The organism is Maribrevibacterium harenarium (assembly GCF_006385675.1).
GTDB lineage: Bacteria > Pseudomonadota > Gammaproteobacteria > Pseudomonadales > Marinomonadaceae > Marinomonas > Marinomonas harenarium.
The window spans coordinates 33,009-55,161 of record NZ_VFRR01000019.1; the positions used below are offsets into that span (position 1 = coordinate 33,009).

Below are 22,153 nucleotides of genomic sequence, written 5' to 3' on the forward strand. Positions count from 1 at the left end.
GAAGCAAATTAAAAAAACTAATTTTTACAAAGGGATCACTCCTATGAACCAAAATGATCTACTCAACATGCGTTACGCTACTATCGAAGACGCTCGCACTGCAATGGCGAAATATTTAGAAGAGCGTCCAGCTAACTATTCTCTTGAAGCACCTCTATACAACGACCCAATGATGTTCCGTGTCGATATGGAAGAAGTGTTCCAGAAGGAGTGGCTATTCGTTGGTATGACCAGCGAAATTCCAAATCGCGGTGATTACTTTACCGTTGAAATTGGTCAAAACCCAGTTTTAGTTGTGCGTGACGCAGATGGTTCTGTGAATGCTTTCCACAACACTTGTCGTCACCGTGGTTCACGTGTGTGTCTAGAGCACCGCGGTAAAGTGGCAAACCTAGTTTGTCCTTACCACCAGTGGACTTATGACCTAAAAGGTAACCTGCTATTTGCTGGTACTGAAATGGGTGAGTCATTCGACAAGTCTAAGCACGGACTAAAGAAAGCATTTTGTAAGACTGCCGGTGGTTTTATCTTCGTTTGCTTAGGCAAAGAAGAGCCACAAAGTGACTTCGACGAATTCCTAGCAACTCTTGAAGAGTACATGGCGCCATACGATGTAGAAAATACTAAGTTGGCTGTTGAATCTAACATGTACGAGAAAGCTAACTGGAAACTTGTTATTGAAAATAACCGTGAGTGTTACCACTGTGCCGGTAGCCACCCAGAGCTACTAAACACCATTCTAGAATGGGATGACACAAACGATCCACGCGCACCACAAGACTTCCTAGACCACTACCATGATCTAGCTGCTCAGTGGGACGCAGAAGGCATTCCACATGAGCACAAGAGCTTTGGCCCTGGCAAACGTAACCGTATCGTGCGTATGCCACTGAAGAAAGGCACCAAAGTAATGACTATCGATGGTGAGGCCGGCTGTAAGAAGCTATTAGGTCGCATCCAGAACCCAATGCTAGGTTCTATGCGTATCCTTCACCTACCAAACTCTTGGAACCACATGCAGTCTGACCACTTCATCGTGTTCCGCGTGTTACCTATCTCTGCTACAGAGTCTATGGTTACCACCAAATGGTTCGTACACAAAGATGCTGTAGAAGGCGAAGATTACGATCCAGCTCGTCTACGTCAAGTTTGGGATGCTACTAACGACCAAGACCGTATCCTAGGTGAAGAAAACCAACGCGGTATTGCTTCTGTTGCTTACCAACCTGGACCATACTCTGAAACATTCGAGTTCGGTGTAATGAACTTCCTAGAGTGGTACTCTGACACTGTTCAGAAAAACCTGAAGAAATAACCTAGCCTAATAACGGCTTAAGCAAACGCCCGACAACTTGGTTGTTGGGCGTTTTTTTTGCCCGCTCTACACGCCAATGATTACCTGCTGCTAAGCATTTACGACGTGACGCATAATTAAGTCTCTACCCCCTCTGAACAAGCGACCCCCTAACTCAAGAAAGTCACTACTTACCCACATAGGAGAAAACCGATTCATTTGCTTTTGAGCCTAGCAAGCACTGTAGACACGCGATCCAGGCAGGTTATGAGAAAGCAAACAACCCCCAAGAGATTCACCATAATCCACAAAACCATCAGACCAAGATAATCGCCTTAGCTCAACTACAGCGAGTTCTAACTCTTATGTCTTGAGTGCCTACTGACTGACACAGTAATACCTGAAAACACTTTTGGTCACACCTGAGATAATAAGTTTTTAACTTACTGCGTCGCAGGAGTCTCTTTATAGTGGCATCGATATTGGCGTAGAACGTCACATAGTAAGCCCCCCAAGTAGTCTCCCTCGCAACTGCCACTTCCCTTTAAAATGACTTTCATAGACTTCAGAGGAACGCACAGGCCAACAGTACTTTAGAGCTATCTATGCAAGGTAAGACGCATCTTGTCAGCTTTAAAAAGCCTGTGCCGATCGGCTATGTCTCGGGGAATAATAGGTGAGCAGTGAGGAGAGCTTGGACTTTTATCGAATCGATAACTAGCCCCAATATTTTGAACTACGAGATTATACCCACTAAAAGGCAAAACCCCCGGCACTCTCGCGAGAGCCAGGGGTCGTCAGACTTACTAGGGGTTAACTGAGAGAATTAACGCATTTCAGAAGCCAAACCTTTGTAGATACTGAAACACATTACAAGCAATACCACAGTGAATGGTAAACCAGTCGTAATTGCACCGGCTTGCAATGCTGTCAATGAGTCATTACCACCACCGGCAAGCAATACACCAGCGATTACACCAACCATAGATGCCCAGAAGATGCGCTGTGGCACAGGAGTCTCAACTTTACCACCAGCAGTGATGGAGTCGATTACCAATGAGCCAGAGTCAGAGGAAGTGATAAAGAATACCAACACCAACACAATGGCAATTACGGAAGTCAAACCAGACAGTGGTAGGTTTTCTAGCATCTGGAACATAGCGCTTGGTACATCACCAAGACCGTTAGCTAGTGCACCGATACCACCTTGTACTTGATCTAGGGCTTGACCACCGAAAGTAGACATCCAGAACAAAGACACTAGTGTAGGCACAAGTAATACAGCGATCATGAACTCACGTACAGTACGGCCTTTAGATACGCGCGCGATAAACATACCTACAAATGGTGACCAGCTAATCCACCATGCCCAGTAGAACACAGTCCATCCTTCGTAGAATTTAGGATCATCACGACCTACCCAGTTACTTAGAGGAATAATGTACTCACCGTAAGCAGTCAGAGTAGAGAAGAAGTTGCTAAAGAAGCCTGTAATAGAACCAAATAGGATTACGAATAACATTAGAACGCCGGCCATAATCATGTTGATATTACTCAACACTTTAACGCCGCCATCTAAGCCACGCATTACAGACAGAATCGCAATGGCACTAACCACCACAATGATGCCTATCTGCGTAGAGATGTTGTTCTCAATACCGAACAAGAAGTTAAGACCGCCGCCAGCTTGAGAAGCACCGAAACCTAGAGACGTCGCCAAACCAAAGATAGTTGCCAATACAGCAAGGATATCAATGATGTGACCCATAAAGCCCCAGCAACGCTCACCCAAAAGTGGGTAGAATGCAGAACGCACTGTTAGCGGCAGACCTTTGTTGAAAGAGAAAAACGCTAGCGCCAATGCCAATACACCGTAAATAGCCCATGGGTGTAGACCCCAGTGGAACATGGTGGCACCCATAGCTGCTGCGGCAGCCTCAGGAGTGTTAGCTGGAACGTTTAGAGGCGTACCCCACCAATCGGTGTAATATGCTACTGGCTCAGCAACACTCCAGAACATAAGACCGATACCCATACCAGCAGCAAATAGCATTGCGAACCAAGAAGCCGTGGAGAACTCGGGTTTAGCATGATCACCACCAAGTCGGATTTTACCAACTGGCAATAAAATAATAGCAAGACAGAATAATACGAAAATATTACCACCGATCATAAATAGCCAATCGAATGTTCCAATCGACCAAGATCGTGCACCTGTCAACATTTCTTTTGATTCTGCTGGGAAAATCAAAGCAAATGCAATAAAGGCAATTATTACCAGAGCACTGGTAGTAAATACCGGGTTATTTACGTCCATACCTAGGATTTGGACGTTATCCTGTCCGGCCTTATAGTCAGACGTATAGTCTGACGACCGGGTACTCTTACGAGAGTTTGAATCCATCGTAGTTCTCCACCTTTTGTGATCGCGTTATCAGCTTAAGTACCAACAATTAAATTGTTACACCAACCGCTAACCGCGCTTTTCTGATTGATCTAATTAAAATTATCACCAACCCCTATCTGGGATTAGACAATAATCAAGGGAAACCCCTCGCCTTGCATACTACGACGGGCAGAGAAATACTTACTGCCCTATAGCGACATAGAAACGCAAGTTCTATCCATTGACGACGCTTAAGAAAAGGTGAAATAAAACTGGACAAAAGAAGGAAATTGAAAGTGGTGTAGAGGCTTTAATCGCTATTTAGAATAAAAAAAACCGCCAAGTGCCCTCTCCTGCACTTGGCGGTTTGTTACCTAATTTTATGCTGCGCGGCTTACTTTAGAATATCAGCCAACACCACATCAATTTCAGGTAAGACGGTGGTTTCGGGATTCTGTAATTCATCATATAGCGCTTGAATCGCTACACGATTCTGATCATCAGCAGCCCAATCCGATAACATTGAAGCAATATCTGAAATGTTCTCACAATCCTGAACCGGAGCCCCTAAAGCGACTAAGCGATCCTTGAAGTCAAACTCATCAACTAAATCTACGATCATCATGACAGACATCTCCTCGCAAAAAGCTTAGCGTAGCACTTTTTCTTCAATAAGAAGATCAAAGATTGCTTGAGCCTTTTCTTCAACACTTTCATTCTTCATTACTTTACCAGCTCCACCTTGTGGCTTAGCGGTAGCAGCTTTGAAACGATCAGCAGCAGTCTTAGCCTTGACTACTTTCAGACGTTTAGGGCGAGCCTTAGCCGGATTTTCATCCCAGCTAATACGCACATCATCGACCAAAGAGCTACCTGCTTTGCCATCTAGCTTAGCACGCAAACCCGGACCATAGGCGGTTTGGCGTGGAGCCTGTGCCGCGTTATCGATAGTAGCAATAAATGGCAATTTCACCGTCACTTGACGACGCTGACCCCGTGGCAAAGCCAACAATACTACCGCTTGACCATCTTTGATTTCGGTAATATCCGCAACACGAGCCACCATTGGCCAGCCCATTTTTTCCGCCAGCAGATAAGGCACCATGCCGGAAGACTCGCCACTTTCCGCGCGAATGCCAGTAAGGACAATATCAACCTTGCTTTGTTTCAAGTAGTTTAAGATCGAATCGCTAGCATCTACAACGCCATCTTGCTCAAGGACAGTCACGGAAGGAAGCCCCATGCCTGCATACTGACGCAATACCGGCTCTTCACTACTACCAGCGTGAACAACCTCAAGCTGCTCACCAGCTAACTTGATACCCAACTCCACAGCGCGAGCATCTTGCTCCGCACGACGAGGCCGACCCGATTGAGGATGGCGACCAACAGAAATTAGAGACATCACATTATGCGGCATGCTCAGTTACCTCCCCTGCCGATAAGGTCGCACCACGATGTTCAGCAACCAGTTTCATCAAGGCAGCAAGAATCTGCTCGCTATCCCCAATAACACTTAAAGCAGCTCGCTTCACCATATCACAGCCGGCGTCAGTGTTAATGGCGACAACCTTATCTACCTGACCTATACCTTGCATGTGCTGGATCGCACCAGAAATACCAACAGCGACATAAACACGTGCAGTAACCCAAGTACCGGTTGCACCAACCTGACGGAAACGAGGCATAAAGCCATCATCTACTGCCACACGGCTAGCGCCTTCGGTTGCACCAAGTAACTTAGCTGCATCATGGAACTGATCCCAATTATGGATACCGTTACCAGCAGATAGAATGAACTCCGCCTCTGCTAACGGAATCGCATTCGGATCCACCGACATCAGTCCACCATCGATAATTTTCGCTTGTGGTGCAGTTAGACCCTCTACAGAGATCTCTTTCACCTCGTGACGAGTTTCGTCGATCGCATCTGCACACTCTTCAAGCAGCAGCATCACTTTTGCCACTCCTCGGGTAATGTCCAAACTGCCAGAGGCACCGCGACTCACAACCTTGTCACCGTTGAATTGCCAGACTTGTGTTGCTGGACGCTCGCCCAATTTGGCAGCTAGGCGTGAACCAAGATCAGTACCACCGTGGATACTGTCTGGGAAAAGCCAGTTAGTAATATTGAGCTGTTGGCCGATTTGCATCAGTGCTGCGGCGCGAGCTTCTGGCGCATAGCCTTCGTAAGCTTCACCTTGAATGTGTATCAAACGATCTACACCAGCCAAGTCGAAATGCTCTTCTTTTACCTCACCGAAGCAAACGGCGACCACAGCGGCATTCTTGTCACCAGCGAGTAGCTGATGAGCAAACCCAAGTACGTCTTTATCATGGGAGGTCAAACGACCACCCACTAAATCAGGAACAACCACAACAAAGCGCTCAGGATTTTCGACCACATAGAGTGGCAACTGTACTTCCTGAGCCGCATGGCCGCGTTTACCTGCTACAGCGCCGGAGTTACCCTTCAAGCGATCAATTCGTTTGATACCGTTAGGGCCAATGAATCCTACCTTATGGGGGTTCTTACGGATCAAACCAGATGGGCCGCGAACTTCCGCCTCCCCCTGATTGGCATATTCGGTATGCAACGGGTGCAAACGGTTGCGAATGATCCACTCAACCCGTGGATCACGGCGAAGAATTCCGTTAGAAGAAAAGTCACTCATCAGTGCACCTCCTCGATTAGGTGATCAACCAAGATCTCGGCAATGTCTTGCACCTGCGGACGTGGTTCAACCACACCTTCCAACATGGCAGTACATTGTTGACAGCCTACAGCGACCAATTCCGCACCAGTAGCAACCGCATCTTCCATACGCATGTCGGCAATACGGCGCTCGCCTGGAATATCCGTAATCGGCGCACCGCCACCGCCACCACAACAACGGGAACGGAAACCTGAGCGCTCCATTTCTGCGATTTCGATACCTAAAGCATGCAGAAGCTCACGCGGTGCCTCGTATTCACCATTGTAGCGACCCAAATAACATGGATCATGGTAAGTCACTTTGCCACCCTTGAATGGAGCGACTTTTAGCGCACCACAAGAAATGAGTTGATTCAAGAAGGTTGTATGGTGCATTACTTCGACGCCATCTAGGGCATCGGAACCAAAGTCGCCGTACTCATTCTTCAAGCAGTGGAAAGCGTGAGGATCGGTAGTGACGATTTTGTTGAACTTGTACTTCGACAAGGTCTCCAAGTTGCGTTTCGCCAAACTTTGGAAGGTAGCGTCATCACCTAAACGACGGGCTACGTCACCGCTATCACGTTCTTCATCACCTAGAATAGCCACATCAACATTGGCAGCTTTCATCAGCTTAACGAAAGCACGCAAAATACGCTGACTACGCATATCAAAAGCACCATCAGAAACCCAGAACAACACGTCGGCTTCTTTTTTGTCTTTCATAACAGGTAGATTTTGGTCTGCCGCCCAGTTGGTACGGCTGCCTGGAGCATAGCCATTCGGGTTATCGGTAGCGATGATGTTATCCAACACTTCCGCACCCTTGTTTGGCGTATTACCTTTTTCCATAGTCAGGTAGCGACGCATGTCAACGATGGCATCCACGTGTTCGATCATCATCGGACACTCTTCCACACAGGCACGGCACGTTGTACAAGACCATAGGGTTTCTTGGCTAACAAGACCCGCAGTGATAATTTCACCTGGACCACCTTTAGCGTGACCCACTTCTTTACCAGGGTATGGGCTGCCGGCATAGTTGGCATCCGTGCCCCCTGCGAGGCCCACTACCATGTCTTGGATCAGTTTTTTCGGGTTCAAAGGCTGGCCAGCCGCAAATGCAGGACACATAGCCTCACACTTACCACACTGTACGCAAGCATCGAAGCCTAGTAATTGGTTCCACTTGAAGTCAGATGGTTTGGCAACACCATGCACATCGCCCCCAAGCACAGCTGGTTTGAGGCCAGTGGAGCGACCACCACCGAACCGCTCGGGACGACGGTGGAATGCTAAATGCAAAGCCCCCGCAAAGGCGTGCTTCATCGGGCCACCCCAGCCAATACCAAATACGAGCTCACCCAGACCGATGACGACACCGATACTCAGCACGATAGTCAGCACCAAGCCACCCGCACCTTCAGGCAGAATGCCAGCAGCTGGCAGCGTTAATACGATAAACGTTAAGGCAAACGTGATCAGACTCTTGGGCAAACGCATCCAAGGGCCTTTAGACAAGCGTGAAGGTGGGTTCAAACGACGTTTAAATACGAAGAATGCACCAACCAGCATGATTGCCAATGCGCCAAGCAAAGCCCAAGCTACAATTGTTTCGTTGATATCAAATACATGCACCAAAAGCACGAGAATCATGGATAGCACAAAGCCACCCGCTGTCGCTACGTGTGTCTTGGAGATGTATTTGTCGCGCTCTACCACATGGTGCAAGTCCTTGAGGTAACGCTTTGGCATCGCCATTAAACCGGCGATGATGTCGACTTTTTCAGGTTGTCCAGCGCGCCACAGGCTAACGCGACGTAGGGCGCCGATTACGCCAATCCCTAAAAGCACAACAATTAATACGGAAGGTAACCAGTCGAGTACCATCTTAACCCCTTATTTAACGCGGCGAAGAAATCTTCGCCGCGCTTTGAGTCAGTTGACAGTTGGTTGGAAGGAAACGTTATAGGTCTTTACAAAGACGTAGAGCGTCATACATCGCAGCGTGAGTGTTACGTTGAGATACGCAGTCACCCAAGCGCCATAGAATCATGCCGTCACCAGCTTCACTTAGCACTGGCTGTGGTTTGATATCGAATAGCGCCTGCACATCGATTTGACCTTTGTTACGAGACTCATATTTCAACTCGTAGTAAAGCTCTTCGTTTGGACGCACACCGTTTTCCACGATTACTTGGTCAACTACGCGCTCTTCGCGGGCGCCAGTGTATTCGTTTTCTAGAACAGCAACGAAGTTGTCGCCTTCTTTGTAAACTTTTTCCAACAACAAGTCAGAAGTCATAATCACTTCTTTCTCGTATAGAGAGCGGTAGTAAGTCGGGAAGGTTGTACCACCGATACCAACACCAGGTTTGATATCATCAGTTACGATCTCAACTTTCGCACCTTTAGAAGCCAAGAAGTCGGCAGCAGATAGGCCTGAGAATTCACAGATAGTATCGTAAATCAGCACGTTTTTGCCTGGCTCAACTTTGCCGGTCAATACGTCCCAAGTAGATACCACTAGACCTTCAGCCGCACCCCACTCTGGGTTTTGCTCTAGGAATGGACGACCACCAGTAGCAAGGATACACACATCTGGTTTCAGGCTACGAATTAAGTCAGCATCAGCGGCAGTGTTCAAACGCACGTCAACACCGAGACGATCTAGCTCCATCACCAACCAACGGGTAATACCAGCAATCTGGTCACGCTGAGGCGCTTTAGCAGCGATAGTGATTTGACCACCTAGTTCAGAGCCACGCTCGATCAGAGTAACTTTATGGCCACGCTCTGCCGCAACACGGGCAGATTCCATACCGCCAGGGCCACCACCAACGATAACCACATTACGCACAGGACCTTCAGTCTTTTCGATGATGTGCGGTAGACCCATGTACTCGCGAGAAGTCGCCGCGTTTTGGATACACAATACGTCAACACCCATGTACTGACGGTCGATACAGTAGTTCGCACCAACACACTGACGGATCTGATCAACTTGGTCCATTTTGATTTTGGCAATGAAGTGCGGGTCAGCAATGTGCGCACGAGTCATACCAACGAAATCAACATAACCTGCTTCGATAATACGCTTAGCTTGGTTAGGATCTTTGATGTTTTGTGCGTGAATAACCGGCACAGAAACCACTTCTTTAATACCCGCAGCCAAATGTAGGAATGGCTCTGGTGGGAAGCTCATGTTCGGGATTACGTTAGCCAAGGTGTTGTGAGTATCACAACCAGAGCCAACCACACCGAAATAGTCAACCATGCCAGTGGCATCATAGTAAGCCGCGATTTTCTTCATGTCGTCGTGGTTCAAGCCATCTGGGTGGAACTCGTCACCAGTAATACGCATACCCACTACGAAATCAGGGCCAACTTCCGCACGCACAGCTTTTAGTACTTCTAAACCGAACTTCATGCGACCTTCGAAAGTGCCGCCCCATTCGTCGGTACGTTTGTTTACACGAGGAGACCAGAACTGGTCGATCATGTGTTGGTGTACCGCAGACAATTCTACACCGTCAAGACCACCTTCTTTGGCACGACGAGCAGCCTGCACGAAGTCGCCGATAACACGCCAGATTTCTTCTACTTCGATGGTTTTACAAGTCGCACGGTGAACTGGCTCGCGGATACCAGAAGGAGACATTAGGTTCGGCCAGTTTTCACCGTCCCAACGGGAACGACGACCCATGTGGGTAATCTGAATCATGATCTTACCGCCGTGCTTGTGAACGGCATCAGCAAGATTCTGGAAGTGTGGGATGATGCGATCCGTAGATAGGTTTACGGAGCTCCACCAGCTTTGTGGAGAGTCGATAGAAACTACGCTCGAACCACCACAGATACAAAGACCACAGCCACCTTTTGCCTTTTCTTCGTAGTACTTAACATAACGATCAGTAGTCATACCACCATCAGTAGCGTATACCTCGGCGTGCGCGGTACTTACGATACGGTTACGGATAGTGAGCTTATTAATATTTAAAGGCTGAAACAGCGCGTCAAACTGGGACATAGTGGAACCCCGTCTAGGTTTAAACTAATTTACGATTTATATATTTAAAGTGGTGTTACTTCGAAGTAACCAACATCACAACCTTCTTCTGCGGCACATTGGGTCTGAACCGCTTTAGTGCGAACAGATAGGCCTTGTGCTTCAGCGATTTGGTCTAGTGCACCAGCAAACCAACCGGTAAACATGTAGTCGATTTTGCGATTTACTTTTTTACCGTGGATTTTCTCGTAGTGGTAAACGAATGCTGAGTTCTCTAGGCGAACTTTGGCAGTACCTTTCTCGATATCTAATTCTTCAGTGATGAAGAAACCCCAACCACGCTGAGAAAGACGTTTTAGGTAGTGATGCCAAACATCGGCACCGGAGATACCATGGCATGCTGATTCCTGTTCACACCAGTAGTAAGCAGACTTGTAACCGGCTTTGTATAGAATTTCAGCGTAACGCTCAGTACCAATCTCATCTTCGATACCCATGTGGTTGTTAACGAAGAAATGGCGTGGTACGTAAAGCATTGGCAACGCGTCGGTTGTCCACACTCCGGTTTCATCATCAACTAGGATCGGCATTTCTGGCGCATGTACACCCATGATTTGTTCCTTAATTTTTCTTTATGTCATTAAATAAAAATGTGGACCTGAGGCGCGAAAGAGGTCGTGAACTATTCCCCAGGTCCACTCTAACTAATACAGCTTGGGACTTATTCGCCCCAAACTTCTTTAAGCAGGTTAACCCAGTTCTCGCCCATGATCTTACGCACTTGACGTTCAGTGAAACCGTGGCGCAATAGTGCTTCCGTCAGATTCGGGAATTCACCAATGGTACGAATACCTTTTGGATTTACGATTTCACCAAAGCGAGTTAGACGGCGCGCATAGCCCTTGTCATGGGTTAGGTATTCGAAGAAATCTTGACCGTGACCTTGGGTAAAGTCAGTACCGATACCAATCGCATCTTCACCAACGATGTTGTAGACGTATTGAATAGCTTCTACGTAGTCATCGACAGTTGCATTAACACCGGCGCGCAAGAAAGGAGTGAACATGGTCACACCAACGAAACCACCGTTTTCAGCGATGAATTTTAATTCTTCGTCAGTACGGTTACGTGGGTGCTCTTTCAGACCAGAAGGCAAGCAGTGGGAATAGGCCACTGGCTTTTTAGACTCGATAATGACTTCTTTAGCGGTATTTGGACCAACGTGTGACAGGTCGCACAATACGCCTACACGGTTCATTTCCGCTACGATTTCACGACCAAAACCAGACAGACCGCCGTCACGCTCGTAACAGCCAGTACCCACTAGGTTTTGCGTGTTGTAACACATTTGCGTGATACCCACGCCTAGGTCTTTTAGGATTTGTACGTAACCGATTTGATCTTCGTATGGGTGGGCGTTTTGGAAGCCCATCATCACGCCGGTTTTACCTTCCGCTTTAGCACGGTAGATATCTTTGGTGGTACGAACTTTGAGAAGAAGATCGCTGTTTTCTTCGATCATCTTGTTCATGTCAGCGATATTTTGAACTGCCCCTTCAAAGTCTTCCCAGAAGGACATAGTACAATTCGCTGCAGTCAGCTTACCTTTGGCCATGTCTTCAAATAGCTCGCGATTCCATTTCGAGCAAATCAAGCCATCGATCACTATGGCGTCATCATGTAACTCAGCTGCATTCATCGTATTTTCCTTTTTCAGGTCTTATCAGGATAGATGAATCCAGTGTAAGAGGAGCACTTGGGACTGTGGTGGCTGAATACGACGCTGGCCGTACTAAAACCGACAAAGGCAACAAAATGATCCGTTAACGACACCACCCCCAGTTATTTTAGGCAGGTGGTGTGACTTGTAACAATTTATTCGCCGATATCTTCCGCTAAAAAGCCACCTGTTTGGTGAGCCCAGAGCTTAGCGTAGATACCATTTTGCTCCACGAGCTGCTGATGGGTGCCCATTTCAGCGATTCGCCCCTGATCCAATACCACCAGTCGATCCATTTCTGCAATGGTAGATAGCCGGTGGGCAATGGCGATAACAGTTTTACCTTCCATTAAGCGATACAAACTACTCTGAATGGCTGCCTCTACTTCAGAGTCGAGGGCAGAGGTTGCTTCATCCAACACCAAGATTGGGGCATCCTTGAGTAACACGCGGGCAATAGCGATACGCTGACGCTGACCGCCAGACAACTTGATACCACGCTCCCCTACCATGGCGTCGTAGCCTGAGTTTCCGTAGGGGTCAGTGAGTGTCAGGATGAAATCGTGGGCTTCCGCTTGTTTAGCGGCGGCGATCATCTGTTCTTCGGTGGCATCAGGATTCCCGTAAAGTAAGTTTTCTCGCACCGTGCGATGCAGCAAAGAGGTATCTTGAGTCACCATACCGATATTGGCACGCAAGGAATCCTGCTGCACTTGGCGTATATTCTGCCCGTCAATGGTAATCTGCCCGTCTTCCACATCATGGAAGCGCAATAGCAAATTCACAATGGTGGATTTACCCGCACCGGAGCGACCAACCAAACCGACTTTCTCCCCCGGTTTAATGGTTAGGGCCAGCTTTTCGATCACCTTGCGATCTTGCTTACCGTAATGGAACACCACATCGTCAAAGCGAATTTCGCCGCGGGGCACATTTAGTGGCTGCGCATTTTCTTCATCAAGGATGGTAAGGGGTTTCGATAGGGTTCCCATCCCGTCTGCGACCATACCAATATTCTCAAACAGGGCACTGATTTCCCACATAATCCATTGGGACATACCATTGAGACGCAAAGCTAAACTTACCGCAATGGCAATTGCCCCGACACTAATGGCGCTATTTAGCCACAAGCCAATCGCTACCGCTGCGATAACAAACGCCAACAAATAATTGCAGCTTTGCACCCCTAGGTTCAGACCGGTCACCAAGCGCATTTGCCGGTAAACCGTTTGCAAGAACTCATCCATCCCTTCTTTGGCGTACACAGCTTCCCGTTGACTATGGGCAAACAGTTTCACCGTAGTGATGTTGGTATAGCTATCCACGATGCGGCCAGTCATATTAGAACGAGCGTCCGCTTGCTCTTTCGAGATCTTTTTCAAACGTGGTACAAAATACAACTGCAAGGCGATGTAGCCAGCTAGCCACAAAAGCATGGGCAACATTAGACGATAGTCAGCGTTAGCAATGAGCACCAACATAGAGATGAAGTAAACCAGGATATACATCAGTACATCCATTAGCTTCATCACCGTTTCGCGCACGGCAAGGGAAGTTTGCATGACCTTGGTAGCAACCCGACCGGCAAAGTCATCCTGGAAGAAGCTAACACTTTGGCGAAGCACGAACCGGTGGGCCAACCAGCGAATACGCATGGGATAGTTGCCCAACAGGGTTTGGTGTACCACTGCCGAGTGTAAAAAAGTCACCAGTGGCATGGCGACCAATACCATCAGGGACATACCTAGCAGGTGCAGCCACTCTTCCTGCAAGAAAGTATCAGGCTGCTTGGTCACCAACCAATCCACTAGCTGCCCCATGAAACTAAACAACACCACCTCTAGAATGGCGCTGGTAGCCGTTAGCAATGACATAACGATCAAAGGCAGCTTGACACCTTTGGAATAGTACCAACAAAAGGCAAATAGATTCTTTGGGGCCTGTTGGGGGTCAAGATCAGGATAAGGCCCCACCCACTTTTCAAAACGCTTCAACATAATGTGTCATTCTTCCAAAATAAAATCGCCATCATGGTAGTGGAGTCTGTCCACTCGGTAAAATCCTAGTTTCACAGCCACGCCATCTTTGGTTCTAAAGTAACCTGAGTTCATGTGGTTTTAGTGCATAAAACTGCGATTACCCCGTGTTTTCACATTGACTACCCGACACGCTGGTATAATCCCCAGCACAAATCTGTTTCTAGGAATAACATGACTCTCTCACTTCCCATCTATCTCATCCTCGGTTTATTAGTAGGCTTAACGCCTCTGGCGATAGATGCATACCTACCTAGCATTCCCACCATCGCCAGCGATCTGGGCATGGAAATAAGCTACATTCAGTTAACATTGAGTGTCTATTTGTTGGCATTTGCCCTACTTCAGGTGGTGTTTGGCCCCCTTTCTGATGCCTTGGGCCGCCGTAAGATTATCAATTTCGGTTTGATCGTGTTTGCCACGGGAAGTCTCTGGTGTGCTTTAAGCCAGGCCTATGACATGCTGATTATTGGCCGCGTCATTCAAGCCATAGGTGGTGCCGCGGTGGCGGTGAGTATCCCCGCATTGGTAAAAGATGGGCTCAGTACCGAAGAGTTTTCCAAGGCCATGTCCATGGTCATGTTAGTGATGGCATTAGCGCCATTGGCTGCTCCCATTATCGGTGGAGTCATTCTAGTCACTCTGTCCTGGCATTACATTTTTGTTTTTCTTGCGGTGTTGACGCTTATTGGTATGGCGCTATTTCTGCGCAATATTCCTGAAACTCTTCCACGGGAACACCGGGTTCCGCTTTCCCTTCGAAACATTCTCTCGAACTACCGACGCTTAGCTAGGCATCCGGTAATCATGGGATACATCGTTGCCGGTTCATTTCATTTTGCCGGTCTGATGTGCTTTATCACTGGCGCGGCCTTTATTTATATCGAGCTCTATCATGTGCCTGAGCAGTATTTCGGTTTTTATATGGGACTGAATGTTGTTTCAATGATGATAGCGACCACACTAAACCGACGCTATGTAGATCGACTCGGCCTACCAAAACTGACCCGCTATGGCATCCATGTTCTAGCGATTAGTGCAATACTACTGTTTGCTTTAGCAGTACTAGATATGCCGCCCCTTATCGCGATTATGCTCGGCTGCATGCTATACACGGGCACTATGGGCGTGTTGGGGGGCGGCTTGATGGCTGGCGCCATGCGCTACTCGGGCAAGCACAATGGCAGCGTCACCGCTTTGGCTGGTACTTTTCGCTTTACCGCTGGGGCCTTATCTGGAGCGATTGTTAGCGCCCTTCATGACGGGTCGCAAACTCCGATGTTAGTAGTCATGGCAAGCTGTGCTACCCTAGCCATTCTAGCTTGGTTTTGGACCATTCGAACTGAACGAAGCGGTGACTTTGCCTCACTCGAAGTTACCCAATAATTGATCAAGGTTTGTTTTATGTTATCTGTATCTGAACTGATTAAATTAGTACGTACCAGCCCGGAAAAAGTAAATTTTCGGGACGTTATCGCCACCATTGATGAACACTATAATTTTACCCCGACGGCTTTTCGTAATGGTGATCAGCATAATGGTGTCGGCGAGAATAATGGCTCCTGTAAAATTTTGTCATTTGCTAAGCTGAATGAACTGACTGTCGACGAAACATTGAATCTATTTGGTGATTTCTATCGTATGGATGTACTGCAACATCCCGATAACAGCGATCACCAAAATATTCGCCAGTTTATGGCACACGGTTGGGGTGGCGTAGATTTCACTGCAGCCGCACTCACTAGCAAATAAGTTAACCCTCGGAGGAAGTATGGAGCTGGTAGTTTTTGACTTAGATGGCACCTTGTTAAATAAACAGCAGCGGCTTTCTCCATTCACGATCGAAGTATTAAAAGCCCTCGACGAGCGCGGCATCCACTATACGGTTGCGACTGGCCGCACTCATTTGGCAGCGCAATCGTGTATTGCTGATCATGATTTTCCGAACTGGCTGATTTGCAAAAACGGTGTCGAGTGGTGGCACCCTCAAGAGAAGTATTATCGCCATCAGGGCATTTTAACGCCGGCCGAAATCGACTCGACCTTAGCAGCATTTACCGAAGCCGATGTGACACCATTTGTCTTCTGTCTCGATCAGCACGGTCAACAGACTGCGTATTACTCTCGCCTAGTCAATTCTCAGGCAGAGCATATTTACGCAGAGCTCAAGGCCCACCCAGAGCTGAAGCTAGCGCCTCTAAGCGCATTACCGGAGCAGGCACAGATAATCAATCTCAGTGCACTGGGCCCCAAACCTGCCTTAGATCATATCGTTAGCCATTGTCACAGCCTACCACACCTCAGTGCCTACAGCGGTGGCGGTATTTACCATCCAGATATCTACTGGCTTGATATCCATCACCGGCAAGCCTGCAAAGGGTCGTCAATTCAGCAGTTACAACAAGAACTAGGGGCGAGCAATATTATTGTGTTTGGCGACGGAGACAATGATTTGCCTATGTTCAAAATTGCCCATGAAGCCTACGCCATGGCAAACGCAGATGACCATGTAAAACAGGCGTCCCACGATATCATTGGACACCATGATGAAGATGGCGTCGCGAAATTCTTGGTGCAAAGATTTAGTTTGTAGAGCTACATATATCCTTATTTTTTAATACAAATTGAAACATTTTCTGCTTTACCTAGTCTCAGTAATGTCCCATAGTAATGATAGAAACTGAAGTTGGAGAAAGATCATGGCTGAATTTTTAGTGTTTGCGTTAGTGATGAGTGCGGCAGCATTGGCCTTAGTACATACCGCCAAACAGCTCAGCCAGCCAAAACTTAAGCCGCAACCTATCAAAGTTGAAAACGAACAACAGCGAAGAACTCGCCAGCGCCGCTCTTACTGATATCCATCATGATAGCCCAGTTTACCCTGGGCTATATTGTTAAGTCTTTTTGCTAATACCGTACTCTCTTAGTTTTAGTGCAATAGCGCCGTGACTCATTCCGAGCTTCTTGGCTAATTTCCGGCTACTTGGGTAACTTGGAAAGAGTCCTTCCAGTAGCTTTTTCTCGAAGTTCTTTATGGTTTTTTCCAACGAATCCTCAACGAGTTCGACTCTTACCGAGCTCATTTCGTTTTCGCCATTACTACGAGCATGCGCCAACATAGTATTGGACACTTCCCCGTCGAATTGCTCTGTTGTGGCTAGCAAACGCTCTTGCTGTCGATTGATGCGCTTGGCACTGCGCAAAAAGATTACACCGCCAGCCAAAATTGGCTCCCCTTCGTCATTGGGAATCGTGACGGGTTTAAACTCTGTCAAAATCAGTTGGCTATTGATGCGTATGCGTTTACTGCCCAACGACCCTGCCCGACGCCAATCAACACGAGCCAAGCCAGGGGCAACATCCGCAATCTTGCTACCGATCAGCTCTGCCACATTCCGCCCTAAATCTCGTGCAGCCTGATGGGTTGCCAAGGTAATACGGCCGCCCAAATCAACACTAACCACACCATCAGGCATTGCTTCTAGCAAATGCCACGTCGCATAGTGGGCTCGCTCAGTTGGCGTAAAGTGCACTACCTTCACATCGTGAACGCCATTGATACGTCGAATCGCTCCGAGTAGTAGCTGCAACTGTGCGAACGCTACATCCGGCATACCCACATAAAGCTGATCACTGTGGGTTCCCACTTCAATCAACTGCAAGTCGATCTGGTGTAATAGAAATAAATCTAAAATCTCATGCACCATCCCGAGACGATTTTGACAATGAATCTCTAGTCGCATCCCTAGCCCTGACGAATGAGTACGGATTTATGGGGAGCAAAGGTATCGTATAGCGGCAATAATGCCGCACCGATCGCACCACTAAAATGCGCGGTTTTTGCCAAGGTAAAAGGCGGCACCGGAAGCAAGCTAATATCTGCGGTAGCTTGCTCTATTAGCGGCAATAAAGATTGCGCCAACCATTGGGGCAAATGCCCCCCAAACAGCATTAGCTGCGGATTTTCCATGGCGATCACAGACGCAAACACCGGAGCCACGATGGGAGCAATCACCTGCCCCCATTGCTCAGTCGCAGCCATCACCTGTTGCGATGGGGTGACTAACCAATCGTCTGACAAGTTTATCCCTGCTTGCTCTAAATAGCGACGCAGACCACTGAGCGACAACACTTCCACAATGCAGCTGCCAAAGGGATTGTCCATCAAGGGAATTAAACCAAAGTGACCCGCACGCCCATCGGCGCCACGAACTATTTCCCCGTCACTGACAATGGCGGCACCGGTGGCAATACTAATGAAGAAGTACAAAAAGTATGGACAACTCGTGGCGAGAAACTTCTCCGCCAATGCCGATACCACAGCATCGTTTTCTCGCAAGGCTCGTAGTTGCGTCTGTTCACCCAGCCACGTTTCAAAACTCTCGTATTGCCAGTAGCTGACCCGGTCTGCGATGCGGCGAATATCACTGGTGGAAGTATGGGCTGGCAACATGGTTTCTAACCAACAATCCATATAGTCAGGACAAGAAAAGCCGATGCCAGCCACTTTCACCCAATAATCGCCCAACTCTTGCCGTGCTTGCTCCAACAGCTCGGTAACAACTGCTTTTGCCTCTACTTCCCCAGGAAACAGACAAGCTGAACTTTGTGTGTAGATGACCTCACCCAAGAAATTAACCAAAGCTATGCTAATACTGTTACGGTCAACGTTAATGCCAATGGCGAAAGCACCTTGCCCATTAAGCTCTAGCTCGATGCGAGGCTGTCCGCGGCGGCCTTTGGTTTTACCCCGTACCTGAATCAATTCCCGCTCTAACAGGGAATGGCAAATCACCGAGATGGACTGGGCGCTCAACCCGGTAAGGAGGGCAATATCAGCACGGGCAATACCGGGTTCATTACGAATCACGTTTAAAATAATGCGTTCATTAAACAAACGACTTTGTTCAGAGGTGCTGGTTGCGTTGCGCATACCTGATCCCAACCAAATAAATTTAAGTTATCGCTATTGGGCACCGAATGCCAGATTTTTACCTGCCAATATTCCCCACTAATCCAAGAAACTCCGACATAGGTCGTGACTTGGGTCTATTCAATTTCATTTATGGGGTTAAATACAGTATTATCCGCCAACCATATTGGATACGGCTTCCTTATGCAGTTAGATAAAATAGATCTGAACCTACTTCGTTACCTAGACTCGTTGTTACGTGAGCAAAATGTGACTCACGCAGCCAATCAGCTAGGCATAACCCAACCTGCCATGAGCAACGGTCTACGTCGGCTGCGTGATTTATTTCATGATCCGCTACTGGTACGAACCAGCGATGGCATGATGCCAACTGCCTTGGCAATTCAACTGCAGCCTAGAGTGCAGAGTATTCTACAATCGGTCGATGAAGTACTCCACTTAGGGCAAGAGTTCGATGCGGATTCTAGCTCCCGAGTATTTCGTATAATGGCGAGTGACTATGCCGAAGCGACTCTGATTCCCCCCTTGATGCAGAAGTTGCAAGCGGAAGCGCCGGGGGTCATTCTGGATGTCATGAATCCCAGTGATGTGAGTTTCCACGATGTGGAGAAAGGCAAAGTAGACTTGGTGATCAACCGCTTCGAGCAGTTACCCCAGTCGTTTCACCAAAAATCGGTTTGGGTGGATCGCTTCTCTTGCTTGGTGCCTGCCAACGACACTTTTTCCGATAGCTTGACGCTGGAAGAATATCTGGCCGCCCAACATGTTTGGGTTAGCAAAACCGGTTTCGGTGTCGGCGTTGGCATTCAACCCGAAGAAGTACAAAAGCTGGGCTGGGTGGATGGTTCTTTAGCAGAGCTAGGACACAAACGTAATATCCGTTTATTTACTCGGAACTACAATGTAGCCATGCGTGCGACAGAGCAACTTGGCCTTATTGCCACACTCCCTTCCCTAGCGACTCGCTTGATGGAAGGCAATGACAAGGTAAGAGTCGTCGAACCTCCCTTTACTATTCCTCCGGTCGAACTGAAAATGCTGTGGAGCCCTTTACTCCAACATGATCCGGGGCATATTTGGTTGCGCTCGACTATCTCAGGCTGCGCTCGCGCTATCGCTGAGAATGCGGATTTGGGTTGATTTAGCCTGATGATGCTTGCCTAGAAATCAAAACGGGAGCCATGCGCTCCCGTTTTGCTCATATAGCCACCAATAACTACTGACAGTGGTAGTCGATACCCTTAGCAAGGGTGGGCATATCCCCATCCAGTTGGCGCTGGGCTTCCTCTACGCTAGAAGCGGTCACATCCAGATCGGTTATATGACCGTTCTGAATACTGTAACACCAGCCATGCACATGTAGCTCCTGACCTGATTTCCAAGCATTTTGTACAATACTGGTGGCTGAGACGTTAGCTACTTGCTCGATGACGTTCAGTTCACACATGCGATTAAAACGCAGACAATCATCACTGATGCCATCCAGTTCGGCCTTATGCAAGCGGTAAACATCTTTTATGTGGCGCAGCCAGTTATCAATTAGGCCGTGTTCGCCATTCTCCATGGCCGCTTTAATACCGCCACAGCCGTAATGCCCAACCACCATAATATGCTTCACCTTAAGCACATCGACCGCATATTGGATCACAGAAAGGCAGTTTAGATCGGTATGCACCACCACATTGGCAATATTACGGTGTACAAATACTTCACCGGGGAGTAAGTCGACGATTTGGTTAGCAGGGACACGACTGTCTGCACACCCGATCCAGAGATACTCGGGCTTTTGTTGTTGGGAAAGTTTCTCGAAGAATACTGGATCTTCGGCGTTAACTTTTGCCGCCCATGCCCGGTTTTTCGCAAAAAGGTTTGGCAGTATTTTTGACATAGGTTTGATCCTTAAAGTTTTTGATACCAGCGCAAGCACACATCCACGGTCACGTCTAACCGCTCTAGTTTCGACAAGGCATCTCGTCCTGCTTTAGGGGATTTGTGTTGATGCGGGGTCATACTTAATAATTGTGAAATTTGCGCCTGACTAGACAGCTGAGCAAGATAGCGCGCAGTGGTGACTTCAGCTGGCTTAAAGCCCGCAAGCTGCTCCCCATAGGGTAAAGTAAATGACTTAAGCGTGGGGTACAAAATCCGACGCATTTCCAACAAATGATCAGCACCAGGATCAACCATTAGCAACCAGCCGCCAGGTTTCAATACTCGCAAAAACTCTTCGAATATGGGAAACCCAAAAGTACAAACAAGCCAATCCAGACTGGCATCCGGTAATGGAATGCGGGCATTCGAGCCGACGACCCAAGCAATTTCCTTGGAGCGTTTACTAGCGGATTGAATGGCCCATTTAGAGATGTCGATACCAAATACCCGACTTCCACCACCATTAGCGGCATGAATTCGAGTGGTATAGTACCCCTCCCCGCAGCCAGCATCTAAAACGGTAATGGCTCTCGATAATAAATCTGCTGATCTCGAACGCAAAATTTCTTCTACTATTGGGCTATACAGACCACTTTCAAGAAACTCACGTCGGGCGCTGACCATGGCTTTACTGTCGCCTGGATCTTTGGAGTGTTTGTTCTGCACTGGCAACAAATTGACGTAGCCAGTTTTGGCAAAATCAAAACTATGTCCGTTCGGACAGCTTAGACCTGATGCGGTACGGCTTAATGGAGCAGCGTCCAGTGGACACAATAACATTTCAAAGGAAGGCACAGTTCTTTCCGTTACTTCGAGCTAGGCGGCTAGTGTATTGCTCGCGAGCCTGCGATTCAATGCAAACCAGCCCGAGTTTGGGCCGAGTGTTGTGAAAGATCAGTGTAATGATACCGCTTGATCGCTTGCTTGGGGGAAAACCCCTTGACGCTCTAGATATGCCAAGAAGTCATCCTGGGCCATTGGCTAAGCATACAAAAAGCCTTGCACCTCTTGGCATTGGTAACTTAGTAGCATATCTGTCTGATGACGATGCTCAACCGTTCCTAGTTGTATGGAAAAATATTCCATATCGCCGGGCGAACAGTGTTCCCGGCTGTGAGTGCTCCAAGCTTACGCTCGGGCACTTACCC

Annotated in this window: 20 protein-coding genes; 7 read left to right on the top strand and 13 right to left on the bottom strand. The window is 48.0% G+C overall.

All coding sequences use genetic code 11. From position 1 onward, the window contains the following. The first annotated feature begins 43 nt into the window (after window positions 1-43). Window positions 44-1,315 (top strand): aromatic ring-hydroxylating oxygenase subunit alpha, encoded by a 1,272-nt coding sequence (locus FJM67_RS10405; protein ID WP_140589060.1) that lies wholly within the window; start codon window positions 44-46, stop codon window positions 1,313-1,315. Between the two features lie 805 nt (window positions 1,316-2,120). Here FJM67_RS10405 and FJM67_RS10410 read toward each other — a convergent pair. The 9 genes from FJM67_RS10410 to FJM67_RS10450 form a co-directional block, all read right to left on the bottom strand. Further along, the gene (locus tag FJM67_RS10410) at window positions 2,121-3,698 is read right to left on the bottom strand and encodes a BCCT family transporter (RefSeq protein WP_140589062.1); all 1,578 of its coding nucleotides are present in this window, start codon (window positions 3,696-3,698) and stop codon (window positions 2,121-2,123) included. Between the two features lie 376 nt (window positions 3,699-4,074). Next, window positions 4,075-4,305: a hypothetical protein gene (locus FJM67_RS10415; protein ID WP_140589064.1), complete on the bottom strand. Its 231-nt coding sequence runs from the start codon at window positions 4,303-4,305 to the stop codon at window positions 4,075-4,077. A 24-nt stretch (window positions 4,306-4,329) separates the two neighbouring features. Continuing rightward, a complete protein-coding gene (etfB, locus tag FJM67_RS10420; protein WP_140589065.1) occupies window positions 4,330-5,100 on the bottom strand; it encodes an electron transfer flavoprotein subunit beta in 771 nt (256 codons plus the stop codon). Further along, window positions 5,090-6,355 carry an electron transfer flavoprotein subunit alpha gene (etfA, locus tag FJM67_RS10425; protein ID WP_140589067.1) on the bottom strand — a complete coding sequence of 422 codons (1,266 nt, stop codon included), beginning with the start codon at window positions 6,353-6,355 and terminating at the stop codon, window positions 5,090-5,092. Before etfA ends, etfB begins: the two co-directional genes overlap by 11 nt. Beyond that, complete coding sequence (locus FJM67_RS10430; RefSeq protein ID WP_140589069.1) at window positions 6,355-8,265, bottom strand: (Fe-S)-binding protein; 1,911 nt, start codon at window positions 8,263-8,265, stop codon at window positions 6,355-6,357. Before FJM67_RS10430 ends, etfA begins: the two co-directional genes overlap by 1 nt. 76 nt (window positions 8,266-8,341) lie before the next feature. Further along, window positions 8,342-10,405 (bottom strand): dimethylglycine demethylation protein DgcA, encoded by a 2,064-nt coding sequence (gene dgcA / locus FJM67_RS10435; protein ID WP_140589070.1) that lies wholly within the window; start codon window positions 10,403-10,405, stop codon window positions 8,342-8,344. A gap of 44 nt (window positions 10,406-10,449) precedes the next feature. Next, the gene (locus FJM67_RS10440) at window positions 10,450-10,995 is read right to left on the bottom strand and encodes a DUF5943 domain-containing protein (RefSeq protein WP_140589072.1); all 546 of its coding nucleotides are present in this window, start codon (window positions 10,993-10,995) and stop codon (window positions 10,450-10,452) included. 110 nt (window positions 10,996-11,105) lie between these two features. Then, on the bottom strand, window positions 11,106-12,083 hold the full coding sequence (locus FJM67_RS10445; RefSeq protein ID WP_140589074.1) for a dipeptidase: 978 nt from the start codon (window positions 12,081-12,083) through the stop codon (window positions 11,106-11,108). 176 nt (window positions 12,084-12,259) lie between these two features. Continuing rightward, complete coding sequence (locus FJM67_RS10450; protein ID WP_140589075.1) at window positions 12,260-14,101, bottom strand: ABC transporter ATP-binding protein; 1,842 nt, start codon at window positions 14,099-14,101, stop codon at window positions 12,260-12,262. 213 nt (window positions 14,102-14,314) lie between these two features. On the opposite strand from FJM67_RS10450, the gene FJM67_RS10455 reads away from it, so the two are divergent. The 4 genes from FJM67_RS10455 to FJM67_RS17530 all read left to right on the top strand — a co-directional run bounded on the left by FJM67_RS10455 (window position 14,315) and on the right by FJM67_RS17530 (window position 16,995). Further along, complete coding sequence (locus tag FJM67_RS10455; RefSeq protein WP_140589077.1) at window positions 14,315-15,526, top strand: Bcr/CflA family multidrug efflux MFS transporter; 1,212 nt, start codon at window positions 14,315-14,317, stop codon at window positions 15,524-15,526. A gap of 18 nt (window positions 15,527-15,544) precedes the next feature. Beyond that, window positions 15,545-15,892, top strand: coding sequence for a HopJ type III effector protein (locus FJM67_RS10460; RefSeq protein ID WP_140589079.1), 348 nt, complete (start codon window positions 15,545-15,547; stop codon window positions 15,890-15,892). Between the two features lie 19 nt (window positions 15,893-15,911). Further along, window positions 15,912-16,733 (top strand): HAD family hydrolase, encoded by an 822-nt coding sequence (locus FJM67_RS10465; RefSeq protein ID WP_140589080.1) that lies wholly within the window; start codon window positions 15,912-15,914, stop codon window positions 16,731-16,733. Between the two features lie 106 nt (window positions 16,734-16,839). Continuing rightward, a complete protein-coding gene (locus FJM67_RS17530; RefSeq protein ID WP_181161476.1) occupies window positions 16,840-16,995 on the top strand; it encodes a hypothetical protein in 156 nt (51 codons plus the stop codon). A gap of 39 nt (window positions 16,996-17,034) precedes the next feature. Here FJM67_RS17530 and FJM67_RS10470 read toward each other — a convergent pair whose 3' ends face one another. After that, window positions 17,035-17,883, bottom strand: a complete 849-nt coding sequence (locus tag FJM67_RS10470) for a TyrR/PhhR family helix-turn-helix DNA-binding protein (RefSeq protein ID WP_140589082.1) — start codon at window positions 17,881-17,883, stop codon at window positions 17,035-17,037. Between the two features lie 2 nt (window positions 17,884-17,885). Then, window positions 17,886-19,073 carry an ROK family transcriptional regulator gene (locus FJM67_RS10475; protein WP_140589083.1) on the bottom strand — a complete coding sequence of 396 codons (1,188 nt, stop codon included), beginning with the start codon at window positions 19,071-19,073 and terminating at the stop codon, window positions 17,886-17,888. Window positions 19,074-19,256: 183 nt separating this feature from the next. Here FJM67_RS10475 and FJM67_RS10480 point away from each other — a divergent pair, with 183 nt between their 5' ends. After that, the gene (locus tag FJM67_RS10480) at window positions 19,257-20,213 is read left to right on the top strand and encodes a LysR family transcriptional regulator (RefSeq protein ID WP_140589085.1); all 957 of its coding nucleotides are present in this window, start codon (window positions 19,257-19,259) and stop codon (window positions 20,211-20,213) included. Window positions 20,214-20,289: 76 nt separating this feature from the next. On the opposite strand, the gene can is transcribed toward FJM67_RS10480, so the two are convergent. After that, a complete protein-coding gene (gene can / locus FJM67_RS10485; protein ID WP_140589086.1) occupies window positions 20,290-20,961 on the bottom strand; it encodes a carbonate dehydratase in 672 nt (223 codons plus the stop codon). A gap of 11 nt (window positions 20,962-20,972) precedes the next feature. Next, window positions 20,973-21,800, bottom strand: coding sequence for a putative RNA methyltransferase (locus FJM67_RS10490; RefSeq protein ID WP_235890034.1), 828 nt, complete (start codon window positions 21,798-21,800; stop codon window positions 20,973-20,975). 107 nt (window positions 21,801-21,907) lie between these two features. Between FJM67_RS10490 and FJM67_RS17655 the strand changes: the two genes are divergently transcribed. Further along, on the top strand, window positions 21,908-22,153 hold a 246-nt coding region (locus FJM67_RS17655; protein ID WP_219845954.1), incomplete at its 3' end, for a hypothetical protein.

Bases quoted from the DNA above. Each gene is read 5' to 3' on its own strand.
- etfB (WP_140589065.1), bottom strand. From the start codon at position 5,100: ATGCCGCATAATGTGATGTCTCTAATTTCTGTTGGTCGCCATCCTCAA.
- FJM67_RS10450 (WP_140589075.1), bottom strand. From the start codon at position 14,101: ATGTTGAAGCGTTTTGAAAAGTGGGTGGGGCCTTATCCTGATCTTGAC.
- FJM67_RS10455 (WP_140589077.1), top strand. From the start codon at position 14,315: ATGACTCTCTCACTTCCCATCTATCTCATCCTCGGTTTATTAGTAGGC.
- FJM67_RS10440 (WP_140589072.1), bottom strand. From the start codon at position 10,995: ATGGGTGTACATGCGCCAGAAATGCCGATCCTAGTTGATGATGAAACC.
- FJM67_RS10410 (WP_140589062.1), bottom strand. From the start codon at position 3,698: ATGGATTCAAACTCTCGTAAGAGTACCCGGTCGTCAGACTATACGTCT.
- FJM67_RS10405 (WP_140589060.1), top strand. From the start codon at position 44: ATGAACCAAAATGATCTACTCAACATGCGTTACGCTACTATCGAAGAC.
- etfA (WP_140589067.1), bottom strand. From the start codon at position 6,355: ATGAGTGACTTTTCTTCTAACGGAATTCTTCGCCGTGATCCACGGGTT.
- FJM67_RS10430 (WP_140589069.1), bottom strand. From the start codon at position 8,265: ATGGTACTCGACTGGTTACCTTCCGTATTAATTGTTGTGCTTTTAGGG.
- FJM67_RS17530 (WP_181161476.1), top strand. From the start codon at position 16,840: ATGGCTGAATTTTTAGTGTTTGCGTTAGTGATGAGTGCGGCAGCATTG.
- FJM67_RS10460 (WP_140589079.1), top strand. From the start codon at position 15,545: ATGTTATCTGTATCTGAACTGATTAAATTAGTACGTACCAGCCCGGAA.
- FJM67_RS10470 (WP_140589082.1), bottom strand. From the start codon at position 17,883: ATGCGACTAGAGATTCATTGTCAAAATCGTCTCGGGATGGTGCATGAG.
- FJM67_RS10415 (WP_140589064.1), bottom strand. From the start codon at position 4,305: ATGATGATCGTAGATTTAGTTGATGAGTTTGACTTCAAGGATCGCTTA.
- FJM67_RS10465 (WP_140589080.1), top strand. From the start codon at position 15,912: ATGGAGCTGGTAGTTTTTGACTTAGATGGCACCTTGTTAAATAAACAG.
- FJM67_RS10480 (WP_140589085.1), top strand. From the start codon at position 19,257: ATGCAGTTAGATAAAATAGATCTGAACCTACTTCGTTACCTAGACTCG.
- can (WP_140589086.1), bottom strand. From the start codon at position 20,961: ATGTCAAAAATACTGCCAAACCTTTTTGCGAAAAACCGGGCATGGGCG.
- FJM67_RS10445 (WP_140589074.1), bottom strand. From the start codon at position 12,083: ATGAATGCAGCTGAGTTACATGATGACGCCATAGTGATCGATGGCTTG.
- dgcA (WP_140589070.1), bottom strand. From the start codon at position 10,405: ATGTCCCAGTTTGACGCGCTGTTTCAGCCTTTAAATATTAATAAGCTC.
- FJM67_RS10475 (WP_140589083.1), bottom strand. From the start codon at position 19,073: ATGCGCAACGCAACCAGCACCTCTGAACAAAGTCGTTTGTTTAATGAA.